A 12,904-nucleotide genomic window follows, 5' to 3' on the forward strand; every position below is an offset into this window, starting at 1 on the left:
TCGCAGTATAGCCCACGTGTTTGTGCCGCCAAATTAGGGCGTTAAATTTACAAGGAAAATTCTGTGAAACTTGAAGATTTATTTTCATCAATAGAATCGACTCTATTATCAAGATTTAAAGAGTCAGGTTTTATTCAACATAGCGGCGATAAAGGAGAAAACCGTGAAGAAATCTTAGTTGGGTTTCTTCGAAATCATCTTCCTAAACGTTACGGAATAACTAAAGGTGAAGTAATTACTCAAAAAGGAGAGCGCTCACACGCAATTGATATAATCATTTATGATGCTGTTAACTGTCCAGTTTTGTATGTAGGTAAAACATCAATACTCCCGATTGAAGGTGTTTATGGGATAATTGAGGTTAAATCAACTCTTTCAAAAGCTGAGTTTATAGATGCTTCGTCTAAAATTGAGTCATTTAAGAAACTAGCACCAAGAGAACTTGGCATAATCGCAGCAAGGGATAGTGTAACTCTTCATCGTCCTTCCAGACCTTTTGGTATTGTTTTAGGTTATCAATTGTCATCTAACTCCTTGGACTCATTGAAGAATAATTGGCAAGAACAGTGCAATCAAGTATACGATGTGAACTATTTCACCAATTTGGTATGTGTACTGGGTGAGGGCTTATTACATTATGAGCAATGTAATCTGTCCAAAGGCGAGAAAGAACTTTTACTCGATACTGATGAATTTGTAAATTTGGTTCTGACTGCACACAAACGAGATGATAATGGTGAGCAAAGTGATGAAATTATTCTACGGATTATCAATGAGGCAGTAAAAGATAGAACATTCGGTCGATTCATAACTTATTTACTAATAATGCTGACAAAAATGAAGTTAAATGTTCCTGATCTTACAAGGTACATTGACCCTGAATTACCAATGGCTGTAGTTAAGGAGTAATCATGGCGAAAATACAACCTGATGAGTTATGTCCTTGTGGGGCTGGCTTGCTATTTAAAGATTGTCACAAGTTAAAAATAAAAAAGCCTCAAAAACCAAATATAACAACAAGATCGACTTTAAAAGTTATTCCTGAGCCAGACCCAAATACACGCTCTGTATTCATTTATGATGGTGAAGGGACTACTGTCTTTCAGGGGTATGATTCAAATTTAGAGCTTGTCTGTGGAAACTGTTCATCCCCTTTGGTATCAGGCATTAACAGGAATCAAATCAGTAACATTGTTATTCGCTGCAAGCAATGTGGAAAATTCAACGAAGTGTAAATTTAACAAAGCAATCAAGGTGATGCGTTACACTCGGCGGTTTTGGTTTGGAGTTCGGGGCGCTTGGTTGGCTCAGCGTTGGCACACCTTATTGCAGGCGTTATATGCCTAAGATTATGAATCGATTATTAGTTTTACTATTACCAATCTTTATTGTTGGTTGCGAAATTGAAAATGACAACCGTATAGGTTTAGGAATGAAAGTGGATTTCCTTGTAACTTCAGAATGCATGAAGTCTACAATTGAACATACTCAAAATACTCAAAACTTAATTACAAATGGCTCAAGTTTTTCTTTTGAACTCGATGAATATGAAGTCAATTTAACTATGTATGAGCAAACTGATATTAAAACTAGTTTTGAAATTGATATAGATGGCCAGCATTTAGATGAAGATATCGGTGTGTTTTATCGTAAAACTGACGCTCTTGCGAAAGCTTTTAAAAATAGCATAATTAAACACTGCTCTAATAAAAACGGCATATAATGAGGCGTTGTAGCTCTAGAGTTACTCATTTTTAAGAAAATCAGCCTGTTTTATGGGTTCCAAATAGCATTACCTAATGCTTTAAAAACATTTAGAGTTAATTACAGGAACCCTTTTTTAATTGAATTTGGCTGTTGGAGCTACTCTACAGTCTTGTTATAAGCCCTAAATAGAATCGAGTTTATGTCTCTGTTAGTTTGTAAAAAATGTAATTCAACAATTGCCCCAAAGGTTAAAACACCCAACGCTAGGGAACGAAGTTATGTTTGTCCTGTTTGTGGTACTTCAATTAATACATTTAAGATTATTAATTATGTAATTGGCCTTACTGTTTTGTTCACTCTTTGGGTTATTTCATTTTTCTCTCATCATATAATTGAGGGGAACTTTAGGTTTAACCAAGAGAATCAATTATCATTAATAGCCGTTATTGTACTAGTAACCTTTATTGGCTATGTTACTTACAGACGATCCAAGGAAGTTAAAAAATCTAAAAAGTGGGTGCTATTTGGTAGTATTGCAGGGTTATTACTTTTAAATGAAATTCATACAGCAGCTTTAAGAGTTTGGGGCCTGTAAGGAGTTTAAAATAAATATTGCTCTTCCCCCCGCTTAATAGTCCTCTTGAGTATTTTCCTCATACACATTTGCAGGGTTTATTTGCATTAGTAGCCCTGGGTTATCTATCGGTTTAAACCCATATTGCGCATACAAGCCATGCGCATCCGATGTGGCTAATAAAAAACGCCTTAGCCCTTGTAGCTCTGGGTGTTCTACTATCGTTTTAATGAGTAATTTGCTCAGGCCACCCCCTTGTAGGTGCGGGGTAATAAATACATCTGCCAAGTAGGCAAAAGTGGCGTTGTCGGTAACTACCCGTGCAAAACCAACTTGCTCGTTATTAGGGCTATACACGCCAAAGCACATTGAGTTATCAATCGCTTTTTGCATCACACTTTTAGGTATGCCTTTTGCCCAGTAACTATTAGCAATAAAATTATAAATAACGTTAAAGTTAAGCTTAGACTTGTCTGTACTAATTGAGTAGTTGTGAGGTTGTTGAGTCATTTTTAACTATCCAGTGAAGTATTTAATAGTTTTTTACATACTTTAACTGTGTATCGTGTAGTTTTGAAAGCAGCAGTAACGAGCAAATAGCACCAAATAACGCTAATGCCATATCAGACTGTGTATCCCACACATACCCTTGCGTCCCTAAAAATGCCTCAGCGTTTTCACCGGTCAGTACTGCCACCCACCACTCTATTAATTCGTAAAACGCACTAAACGCCAAACTGACAGATATAACAAATAAAGTTAACCAACCTCGGCCATTCACAACTTGCTTTCGTAGCAGTATTTCGCGCGCTAGCAAAGCGGGTACAAATCCCTGAAAAAAGTGCCCTACTTTGTCATAGTTATTGCGTTCGCTGCCAAATAAATTATCAAATAAAGGTACTTCTGCGTAGGTATAATGACCACCTACCATCAGCACAATACAATGCACTAAAATAAAAAAGTACAATAAAGAGGTTAATTTAAAGTATTTATACGTGCTTGCTATAAGTGCTAAACCAATCATTGCGGGAATAACTTCAAGTAACCAAGTAAATTGATCTTTAGGGTTAATACCAGACCAAATTAACACACCAAAAAAAAGGCTTAGCCATGCAAATTTCACGAGTATCCTTACCTTATTTATTTAATTTTAATACAGTCTACCTTTTCAATATTAATAAAACCACCGCCTGTTATTTAGCTTAATTAATAGTAAAAGTGCAATTATCTGTAGTTAGTTTTAGCAGTTAATCGATTAAATAAATTAGGAAAAAATCGTTTTATCGTTGGTGCCCAACCACTTAATCCTTGCCCAACAATAACTTCGTCTTTTTTGTTAGCAATCGCTTTAATCATTTTTTCAGCCGCACAGGATACTGCCATGCCGTTTTCAATTGATTCTTCGGGTTTATTTTGTGCGACGCCCTGCTCGTTTAACGAGTTATGTGCAATCGCGGTTTTAATTGAACCTGGGCAAATCGTTAAGCAATGAATATTGTGCTCTGCTACTTCTGCTCGTAGGCAATCCATAAAGCCCACTACCGCATATTTTGAGCCTGAATAACCCGTTCTAAACTTTGAACCAACCTTTCCTGCCACACTGCTAATAGCCACGATTGAACCGCTTTTTCTTGCAACCATTGAAGGTAATATCGCTTTTGTCAGTGCTATTAAACCAAAATAATTAACCTCCATAAGCTGGCGGTATACATTAAAGTCGTTTTCTAAAAATAAACTGCGCTGAGACACCCCGCCGTTATTAATTAAAATATCGATAGAAGGTAAAGTGTGCAGTAAATCAGTAACCTGAGTCAAAACAGCCTCAGGCGCTGACAAATCAAGCGGTATAATTAAATGCCCATCACCTTCAAGCGTTGCTTTTACTTCGGTGAGCTTTTCAACATTGCGGGCAGATAAAATGACGCGTGCGCCTTGCTTTGCAAATTGAACCGCAAGCTCCTTGCCAATGCCTGACGATGCGCCTGTAACCCACACAGTTTTATTATTAAAATTCATAGGCACCTCTTTGCTCAATGAAGCTTTTGATTTAAGTAAGTGAATTTACGCCTTTGTTGGCCCTGCAATATTGTTCACTTCATTTTCGAGCTGTTTATAAAAGCCCATTAAAAATAGTAATTCTACAGTTACATACAATGGGCCAATAATTAAGCCAATTAAATCATCAACAAACGCGGGCTTTTTGCCTTCATAATAATGTCCAATAAATTGCAACACCCAACCAAACACAAATACGCCAACGCCAATACTTAACCAAGGCCAAAATGTCATAGCTGCTATAGGCTCAGCAGCAAACAGCAATGCAGTAAACAATATAGCCATAATTAAACCCAGCGATAGACTTAACATGAAGTAATAAATTACCGAAGCTAAAACAAATATTTGGGCAGCATTAATAACAACGCCACCAAGGGGTATTTCAATGCGAGCAAGTAAACATAAAACGGCAAATACAATAAGTGGGATACCAAAAAAATGAGTAAGCACATTGCGCTTAGAGCGGTGATATAAACCATATTTGCCAAGTTGTTGTTGAAGTGTTTGCATGGTGTATTCCTCAATAAATATTTAGCTAAGCACTAAACATAACAAATAAACTCGTAACAACAATGTCACCTACCCGACATTTGCTAATTTAAGCTAACGCCGAAATAATACTTCCCTTTTCTCGTTCTGGTTGAGTATCCATTCGTTCACGTCCATTTTGATACTCCTGTTCGAGCATTTTTTGTAGTTCGTCCATTTTTTTGTTAATTGAATCACTGTCAGCGCCTTGCTTTTGTAACTGCTCTGATAACTCTTCTATTAATGCTTTTATCTCTGCTATTTTGTCTTTATCGATACCTAAACGTTGGTATACCAATGCCTCTTGAGCATTTTGTAAAAAATTATTAGCAACCTTTGGCTCATTAAACTCTTTCGGTTGTTGGGTGGTTTGTTGGATGGGGACATCTGTTGCCGCACTCTTATTTATTAATGCCGCATTAGTGTCACTTACATAGCGACTATATTGATTCATATAAGAAGTTATCATCATTAGCTTAAATCCATTGCTGCAAAGTATTATCTGTAGCAATCTTGGTTCCAAAAAAATGGTGAAAATAAACTAAGTTAAAGCTAGGCAACCAAAAATCTGGTTAAACAATTTAGGATTTGTTTTTATTTGTCCAAAAATTTAAATTTTAACTGAAGGTTTATTGTGCAGCGCTTGAGTTAACTAGCAAGCGCCTGCAGTTTACTTACATCCAACACTGTAATGCACTGATACCCCAAACTAATGGCATTTTTTTTAACCAGTTTTTGTAGTATTTGATTTATGGTTTGCCGTGTTAAATAGGTCATATCCGCTAATTGTTGCTGAGACAATGCCAATGGCGCTGAAAAATTAGTTTGCTCACTAAGCATTAATAATCTGTTACATACTTTTTGCTCTGCACTGTGCAATGCATGATCTTCCATTGAAGAAAACATAAGCCGTAATTTTTGTGCCAATAATAAACCAAACTCCTGCCAATATTCAGGGTGTTTACTTAATAGTTGCTCTAATGAACGTTGTGGTACATAAAATAACTGAGCGTCAGTTTGTGCATAAACGTCATGGGTTCTTAAGCCTTTATCAAATAACGTTACTTCACCAAACCATAACGACGCATCGATGAAACTCAAAACGGCCTCTTTACCATTACTATTTACGCCACTAATTCGCATAACTCCACTTAAAACAACGTATATTCCATCATGCGCATCGCCACGTAAAAATAGCGCTTGTTGGGCTTTCAAAGTGAGTATTTTACCATGAGCTAATAAAAACATTTTTAGCTTGGGGCTACGATTTTTAAACCATTGCCCTTGCTCTATTACTGCTTGCTGATGCGCTTTCATGGTACCTCTTTAACAATCGTACTCACTTTTTGGAACCCAACGATATTTGCTAATTTCAAATAATTCATTAAATTTGATTGCTCCGTTTTTAACTGTATTTCAACTTAACATTATTTGTTAATTTACTTGCACAATAACTCGAATTTATGACAATCCACGCAGATATATCAAGGGTCTAATCATTACATGTTGCGAGATTCAATTACTAGCACCACTTTTAAAGCATATTAATTTGGCATAATTTTAATGCAGTTTAACCAACCCCTTCACTCACAGTATAAATTACATTTTTCGAACAAATATATTTCATTTTATTAAAACATTAGTTGATCCTTCTATGAAATTGGTCTAGCATTTCTGGAAGCGCTTCCACATAGGCGATTTTTAATTTTCTTTTCTGGAAGCGCTTCCACACATTTGACAATGTTAACATTTACACAATAACAGCCGCATACAAGCTGTTAATAATAATGATAAAAGTACGAGGGAAACCGAATGGCTAACCATATTGTAAGAAAAACAAAGATAGCAACCAGCCTATCTTTGATTTTAAGCGCATCTGTATCTTTACCGTTGCTTGCACAAGAAGAAGCAAATCAAGACGTTGAAGTAATTCAGGTCACCGGCTTTAAAAGTAGCATTAAAGAATCAACTCGATTAAAACGTGATGCCGCAGGTGTGGTAGACGCCATTTCTGCTGAAGATATTGGTAAATTTCCCGATACCAATTTAGCCGAATCGCTACAGCGTATTACCGGTGTGTCGATTGATCGCTCAAACGGTGAAGGGTCTAAAGTGACCGTTCGTGGTTTTGGCCCCGATTACAATATGGTAACCCTAAATGGTCGCACAATGCCTGCTGCATCTCTTCCTGCAGGTGGCGGCACTCCCAATTCTCGTGCATTTGATTTTGCTAATTTGGCATCTGATAGCGTTAAATCAGTTGAAGTTTATAAAACAGGTAAAGCAAGTATTGCCTCTGGTGGTATTGGTGCAACTATTAACATTAACACTGCCCGGCCACTCGACAACCCTGGATTTATTTCAAGTATTGGTGTTAAAGCACTTCACGATACAACTAATCGCGTAGGCGATGACATTACACCTGAGCTTTCGGGTATTATTAGCTGGACCGACAGCGACGCTAAATTTGGCGCATCGTTAACGGCAAGCATGCAACAGCGCGATAGCTCATCAACAGGTGCGTTTGTAAATCAGTGGAATACATCGGCTTTTGACGGCACTATTCCTCAAGCCGCTGACGATATTGTTTTAACTAACGCACCAGAGATTGGCCAGCTTTATTCAATGCCATCAGATTTACGTTATACCATAGCCGACAGAGAGCGTACGCGTACAAATGCGCAATTAACATTTCAGTACAGCCCAATTGATGATTTAACAGCCACACTTGATTACACCTACTCTAAACAGGATTTATTTGAAGCACGTGCTGAGCAGTCTCTTTGGATGGACAATTACAAAAGTGCGCTAACCTTTGATGACAACACCGTTAAAACACCTGTCTATTACCGTGAAGAGCGCCGCGATCTACAAACGCGTGATTTAGGTTTAGCATTTCAAGAGTTAAATCAAGTAAATAAAAACGATTCAATCGGCTTAAATGTAGAGTATTACTTTAACTCTGAGTTGAGCTTTATGTTTGATGCACACAATTCAAAAGCCACCAGTAAACCTGATGCACCATACGGCAGCTGGGTTAATGCAGGCCTTGGTGCAAATGTTATTAATGCACAAGAAGTAGACTTTAGCCGCGAACTTCCTTCTATGAGTATAGATTTTAACGACTGTCGACGCGCTAACTTAAACTGTAACAATACGCTCGACCCTGCAGATGTAGGTACCTCGATATTAGACTCTAATTTTGCAAGCCAAGAATCTGAAGTGAACGAATTTAGGCTTCATGGTAAATATGAGCTGGAAAACGGTGTAATTGACTTTGGCGTAGAATCTCGCTCTATGGAAAGCCATTCACTTCAGTCACTTACTCGTAACACGATGGGAAATTGGGGAGTTGAAAACCCTGGTGAATTACCTGACGGTTATTTAAATCCTACCAACTTTTTAGCTGAGTTTGACGATTACGATACGTCTGGTTCATTTAATCAAGGCTATACGGGCAGCGCTTCACAAATAGGTTATTGGGCAGGCGAGCAATATGGATTTAACTTCGCAGCCGATGGCGCTTTTGCTACAAACCGCACCATAGAAGAAGATATTACTGCGGCCTTTGTTCAGTTCACTTATACTGGTTATTTTAATGACATGCCTTACAACATCGTTGTTGGCGCACGTCACGAGTCAACTGATATTACTTCAACTGCTAATATCGACCTGCCAAATGCCATTGCTTGGGAAGGCAACAACGATTTTAACGTACGCTTTGGCTCAGATAAGCAAGATTTCACACTAAAATCTAGTTACGATCATTTTTTACCCAGCCTAGACTTTGACATAGAAGTAATCGAAAACGTAAAAGCGCGCTTTTCTTACAGTACAACAATTGCCCGTCCAACGTATGATAACTTAAGTTCTGCCGCTACTGTCGGTGTACCGGGAGCGCCAACCTTATTGCCTGGTTCGTCACCAGCAACAGCGTCAACAGGTAATCCTGGTTTAGTGCCGCTTGAGTCAGATAACATTGATGTATCGGCAGAATGGTATTTTGCAGAAACAAGCTATGTATCGGTAGGTTACTACACAAAAGATATCGAAAACTTTATTGGTTTAACGCCAATGACACAAAATTACTATGGTTTACGCGATGCAACTGCGGGCCCTCGCGCGCAAGCTGCCATTGCAGAGCTTGAAGCCCGTGGGCTTGCTGTTACAGATTCAAACTTATTCCAAATGGTTGCTGCTACCGAAAATGGGGTAGATTTTGATTCTATGACTTACGAAGAATTTGAAGCGGCGTACGATGTTATTGCTAACAGCGATGACCCACTACTCGATTTTACTGCACAAGTACCAACCAATAATAAAAGCGCCACCATAGATGGTTTTGAAATTGCATTTCAACACTTTTTTGGTGAAAGCGGTTTTGGCGTTCAAGCAAACTACACTACCGTTAATGGCGATATAGACTTTGATGTAAATGCTAGCCCTTCTACAACGCAGTTTGCACTGGTAGGGCTAAGCGATACAGCCAACTTTATTGCCATGTACGAAAACGATGACTTTCAAGCCCGTGTTGCCTATAACTGGCGGGATAAGTTTTTAAATAGTGCTGCGCGTTACGTTAACGAACCTGGTTTTACTGAAGAGTATTATCAAATCGACTTTAACGTTGCGTACAACTACAGCGAACAGCTTTCGTTTTTTGTTGAAGGTATAAATATTACTGAGCAAAACAGCCGCGAACATGGCCGTACATCAGTGCAATTATGGAACTTACAACAACTAGGCGCACGCTACAATATTGGTATGCGTTACAACTTCTAAAGGTAATACCAAGCAAAGCCGTTAGTTTTTACTAGCGGCTTTTTTGTATTTAAAACGATATAGTTTACGTGTTATCAAGTTTAGGGTTTTAACTCATGACCAAACCAATAAAAAAAATAGTCATTTTAGGTGGTGGTACAGCCGGCTGGCTAAGTGCGGGTTTATTAGCTGCTGAGCATCCACATTTGAGTGTCACGTTAATTGAGTCAGCAAACGTACCAATACTAGGTGTAGGCGAAGGCACGTGGCCTTCAATGCGTAATACGTTACAGCGTATTGGCATTAAAGAAATTGATTTTATAACCCAGTGCGATGCCACCTTTAAGCAAGGTTCTAAATTTATATATTGGCGCAACCTAAGTAAGGGAGAAAACTACTACCACCCTTTTATGGACCCTCAAGGCTACGAGCAAACCAATTTACACGCAAATTGGCAACGTATTGCACCTAACCAAAAGTTTGCTGACGTTGTTAATATGCAAAGTTTTGTATGCCAAGCAGCACTTGCACCAAAACAATTACAAACACCCGAATACGCAGCAGTCACCAACTATGGCTATCATTTAGATGCAGGTAAATTTGCCGAGTTTTTAAAAAGCCACTGTGTTAAAAACTTAAATGTTACACATATTACTGACGATGTAACCCACGTTATTAACGACGAGCATGGCTATATTGCCTCATTAAAAACAAATAAAAATGGCGATATAACAGGTGATTTATTTTTAGATTGCTCAGGCTCTCGTGCTCGCTTAATTGGTGAGCATTTTAATAGTGAGTTTATAGCGCAAGATCATATTTTATTTAACAACAGCGCTGTTGCAGCGCAAGTACCTAATGCACACATCAATCAGCCAATTGCCTCTGCAACGCTCTCTACTGCGCAAAGTAACGGCTGGATTTGGGATATAGCCCTACCCACACGCCGTGGCACAGGTTATGTATTTAGTAGTAAATACCAAAGCGATGAAAGCGCAACTGATACTTTAAAAAGCTACATAGCTAAAAGTACCAGCGAGCAACAAGCTGAGCAGCTTAACTACCGTGTATTAAAATTCAGCCCAGGGTACAGACAAAAGTTTTGGATTAAAAACTGTGTTGCCGTGGGTATGTCGGCTGGATTTTTAGAGCCACTTGAAGCCTCTGCACTTGCCATGGTTGAACTTTCAATTAGTATGCTGAGCGAGCAACTACCACAAAACCGCACGCATATGAGCCAACTTGCAAATCGCTTTAACGACCGTTTTAGCACGCGCTGGCAACGTGTTGTCGAATTTTTAAAACTCCATTATGTTTTAAGCGAACGCGACGATACCCCTTACTGGCAAAATATTCGGGATTTAACAACTGCACCAGAGCGCCTACAAAACTTACTTAAACTTTGGCAATTTCAGCCCCCTAGCCGCTTTGACTTTATTGAAAACGAAGAAGTATTTTCATCAAGTAGTTACCAGTATGTTTTATACGGCATGGGCTTTAATACACAAACACCTCTAGCACACAATGCTTTTACCAGCGCTCAAGCTGGCGATTATTTTTATCAACAAAACCGTGAAAAAATAGCGCAATACTTAAAAGGCTTACCGAGTAACCGCGCGCTTTTAAATGATCTTTTATCTAATAATAGGCAGCCACATAATGACTAAAACAAATGCAGTTAAAAATGTAGTAATAGCGGGAGGCGGCACTGCAGGCTGGATGGCTGCGGCTGCACTAGCAAAATTAATTGGCAAAAATATACACGTTACCCTTGTTGAATCTGACGATATTGGCACTGTAGGCGTTGGCGAGGCAACAATTCCGCCTATTCGTACGTTTCATAAATTGCTAGGTATAAACGAGCAAGCTTTTATGAAAGCCACTCAAGCAAGCTTTAAATTAGGTATTAGCTTTGAAAACTGGGGCGATGAAAACACGCGTTATATTCACTCATTTGGCGCAACAGGCAAAGAATGTTGGGCGGGTGAGTTTCATCACTTTTGGCTACAAGGCAAAACTTTAGGAATAAACAACCCTTTTGGCGATTACTGTTACGAGCTGCAAGCGGCTAAAGCCGGTAAATTTGCGTTTAACCAACAAAACCCTATTAACTACGCCTACCATATGGATGCTACCCGCTACGCGCAGTTTTTACGTGAATTTTCAGAGCCATTAGGTGTAAAGCGTGTTGAAGGTAAAATACAAAAAGTAGTAAAGAATGCTAAAACAGGCCACATAGAATCATTACTTTTAAATAGTGGCGAGCAAATAAACGGCGACTTTTTTATAGATTGCACCGGCTTTAGAGGCTTATTAATAGAGCAAGCATTGCATACGGGCTACGAAGATTGGTCGCACTTATTACCATGCAATAGCGCCATTGCAGTACAAACAAAATCAACCAGCAATACCGTATTGCCACTTACCCGCTCTATTGCCCATAAAAGTGGTTGGCAATGGCGTATACCGCTGCAAAATCGTGTAGGCAATGGGTTAGTGTATTGCAGCCAATATATGGATGACGAACAAGCTAAAGCGTTATTGCTAAATAACATTGAAGGTGAAGCGCTTACTGAACCCCGTGTTATTAAATTTAAAACTGGGCGGCGCTTAAAAGGCTGGAACAAAAACTGCCTTGCGCTAGGTCTTGCTAGTGGATTTGTTGAACCACTTGAGTCCACCAGCATTCATTTAATTATGTCGGGTATTATTCGCTTTATGCGTTTATTTCCGTTTAATGGCATAACCAATCACGCCATTGATGAATACAACAAACAACTTAAAAGCGAAATTGAAAATATTCGCGATTTTATTGTGCTGCATTACAAAGTAACTAATCGCGATGACAGCGAATTTTGGCAACACTGTAGCGCCATGGAAGTGCCAAAAACACTTCAGCATAAAATTGATTTGTTTAAACAAACTGGCCGTGTATTTTTAGACGATGGTGATATTTTTAGAGTCGACTCCTGGGTGCAAGTTATGCTTGGTCAAGGTATTGTGCCTGAACAGCACCACTTAATAGCCAGCATGATGAGCGACGAAGAACTCACCCGTTTTTTACACGGTATTAAGCAACAAATCGAACAGCGCGTAAGCCAATTACCACCCCACCATGAGTTTTTAAAACAATATTGCCCTGCATAAATCTCCTCTTTAAAAAAGCCCTTATTAGGGCGCGTTGTTCTTTGGTGGTTGAATTTGCAGCAGCATGTTTGGTTTTTAGGCAAGGCAGAGCCTATGAAGTGTGGTTATTCCCCATAAATAGGCAATAACGCA

At 38.8% G+C, this 12,904-nt stretch carries 13 protein-coding genes; 7 read left to right on the forward strand and 6 right to left on the reverse strand.

The window, feature by feature from the left end:
• The first annotated feature begins 63 nt into the window (after positions 1-63).
• The 4 genes from ATS72_RS05040 to ATS72_RS05055 all read left to right on the forward strand — a co-directional run bounded on the left by ATS72_RS05040 (position 64) and on the right by ATS72_RS05055 (position 2,302).
• The gene (locus tag ATS72_RS05040) at positions 64-909 is read left to right on the forward strand and encodes a DUF6602 domain-containing protein (protein WP_058429048.1); all 846 of its coding nucleotides are present in this window, start codon (positions 64-66) and stop codon (positions 907-909) included.
• A 2-nt stretch (positions 910-911) separates the two neighbouring features.
• Positions 912-1,235, forward strand: a complete 324-nt coding sequence (locus ATS72_RS05045; protein WP_058429049.1) for an SEC-C metal-binding domain-containing protein — start codon at positions 912-914, stop codon at positions 1,233-1,235.
• Between the two features lie 104 nt (positions 1,236-1,339).
• Positions 1,340-1,723: a hypothetical protein gene (locus ATS72_RS05050; protein WP_058429050.1), complete on the forward strand. Its 384-nt coding sequence runs from the start codon at positions 1,340-1,342 to the stop codon at positions 1,721-1,723.
• A gap of 183 nt (positions 1,724-1,906) precedes the next feature.
• Positions 1,907-2,302 (forward strand): zinc ribbon domain-containing protein, encoded by a 396-nt coding sequence (locus tag ATS72_RS05055; protein WP_058429051.1) that lies wholly within the window; start codon positions 1,907-1,909, stop codon positions 2,300-2,302.
• Between the two features lie 33 nt (positions 2,303-2,335).
• Here the strand turns inward: ATS72_RS05055 and ATS72_RS05060 are convergent, their stop codons facing one another.
• From ATS72_RS05060 to ATS72_RS05085, 6 genes are all read right to left on the reverse strand, one after another.
• Positions 2,336-2,791: a GNAT family N-acetyltransferase gene (locus ATS72_RS05060; RefSeq protein WP_058429052.1), complete on the reverse strand. Its 456-nt coding sequence runs from the start codon at positions 2,789-2,791 to the stop codon at positions 2,336-2,338.
• 22 nt (positions 2,792-2,813) lie between these two features.
• On the reverse strand, positions 2,814-3,404 hold the full coding sequence (locus ATS72_RS05065) for a DUF2238 domain-containing protein (RefSeq protein ID WP_058429053.1): 591 nt from the start codon (positions 3,402-3,404) through the stop codon (positions 2,814-2,816).
• Between the two features lie 101 nt (positions 3,405-3,505).
• Positions 3,506-4,297 carry an SDR family oxidoreductase gene (locus ATS72_RS05070; protein ID WP_058429054.1) on the reverse strand — a complete coding sequence of 264 codons (792 nt, stop codon included), beginning with the start codon at positions 4,295-4,297 and terminating at the stop codon, positions 3,506-3,508.
• A 45-nt stretch (positions 4,298-4,342) separates the two neighbouring features.
• Complete coding sequence (locus ATS72_RS05075; protein WP_058429055.1) at positions 4,343-4,846, reverse strand: Mpo1 family 2-hydroxy fatty acid dioxygenase; 504 nt, start codon at positions 4,844-4,846, stop codon at positions 4,343-4,345.
• Between the two features lie 88 nt (positions 4,847-4,934).
• Positions 4,935-5,336, reverse strand: a complete 402-nt coding sequence (locus tag ATS72_RS05080; protein WP_058429056.1) for a hypothetical protein — start codon at positions 5,334-5,336, stop codon at positions 4,935-4,937.
• Between the two features lie 176 nt (positions 5,337-5,512).
• A complete protein-coding gene (locus tag ATS72_RS05085) occupies positions 5,513-6,181 on the reverse strand; it encodes a Crp/Fnr family transcriptional regulator (RefSeq protein ID WP_008129892.1) in 669 nt (222 codons plus the stop codon).
• A 495-nt stretch (positions 6,182-6,676) separates the two neighbouring features.
• On the opposite strand from ATS72_RS05085, the gene ATS72_RS05090 reads away from it, so the two are divergent.
• The 3 genes from ATS72_RS05090 to ATS72_RS05100 all read left to right on the forward strand — a co-directional run bounded on the left by ATS72_RS05090 (position 6,677) and on the right by ATS72_RS05100 (position 12,772).
• A complete protein-coding gene (locus tag ATS72_RS05090) occupies positions 6,677-9,646 on the forward strand; it encodes a TonB-dependent receptor (protein ID WP_006792260.1) in 2,970 nt (989 codons plus the stop codon).
• Between the two features lie 95 nt (positions 9,647-9,741).
• Entirely contained in the window at positions 9,742-11,292 is a 1,551-nt protein-coding gene (locus ATS72_RS05095) for a tryptophan halogenase family protein (RefSeq protein WP_058429057.1), read from the forward strand.
• A complete protein-coding gene (locus ATS72_RS05100; RefSeq protein ID WP_058429058.1) occupies positions 11,285-12,772 on the forward strand; it encodes a tryptophan halogenase family protein in 1,488 nt (495 codons plus the stop codon). Before ATS72_RS05095 ends, ATS72_RS05100 begins: the two co-directional genes overlap by 8 nt.
• Positions 12,773-12,904 lie beyond the last annotated feature (132 nt).

It is taken from the genome of Pseudoalteromonas sp. 13-15 (assembly GCF_001468205.2).
In the GTDB taxonomy this organism is placed as follows: Bacteria; Pseudomonadota; Gammaproteobacteria; order Enterobacterales; family Alteromonadaceae; genus Pseudoalteromonas; species Pseudoalteromonas marina.

Bases quoted from the DNA above. Each gene is read 5' to 3' on its own strand.
- ATS72_RS05045 (WP_058429049.1), top strand. From the start codon at position 912: ATGGCGAAAATACAACCTGATGAGTTATGTCCTTGTGGGGCTGGCTTG.
- ATS72_RS05050 (WP_058429050.1), top strand. From the start codon at position 1,340: ATGCCTAAGATTATGAATCGATTATTAGTTTTACTATTACCAATCTTT.
- ATS72_RS05055 (WP_058429051.1), top strand. From the start codon at position 1,907: ATGTCTCTGTTAGTTTGTAAAAAATGTAATTCAACAATTGCCCCAAAG.
- ATS72_RS05060 (WP_058429052.1), bottom strand. From the start codon at position 2,791: ATGACTCAACAACCTCACAACTACTCAATTAGTACAGACAAGTCTAAG.
- ATS72_RS05070 (WP_058429054.1), bottom strand. From the start codon at position 4,297: ATGAATTTTAATAATAAAACTGTGTGGGTTACAGGCGCATCGTCAGGC.
- ATS72_RS05075 (WP_058429055.1), bottom strand. From the start codon at position 4,846: ATGCAAACACTTCAACAACAACTTGGCAAATATGGTTTATATCACCGC.
- ATS72_RS05080 (WP_058429056.1), bottom strand. From the start codon at position 5,336: ATGATGATAACTTCTTATATGAATCAATATAGTCGCTATGTAAGTGAC.
- ATS72_RS05085 (WP_008129892.1), bottom strand. From the start codon at position 6,181: ATGAAAGCGCATCAGCAAGCAGTAATAGAGCAAGGGCAATGGTTTAAA.
- ATS72_RS05090 (WP_006792260.1), top strand. From the start codon at position 6,677: ATGGCTAACCATATTGTAAGAAAAACAAAGATAGCAACCAGCCTATCT.
- ATS72_RS05095 (WP_058429057.1), top strand. From the start codon at position 9,742: ATGACCAAACCAATAAAAAAAATAGTCATTTTAGGTGGTGGTACAGCC.
- ATS72_RS05100 (WP_058429058.1), top strand. From the start codon at position 11,285: ATGACTAAAACAAATGCAGTTAAAAATGTAGTAATAGCGGGAGGCGGC.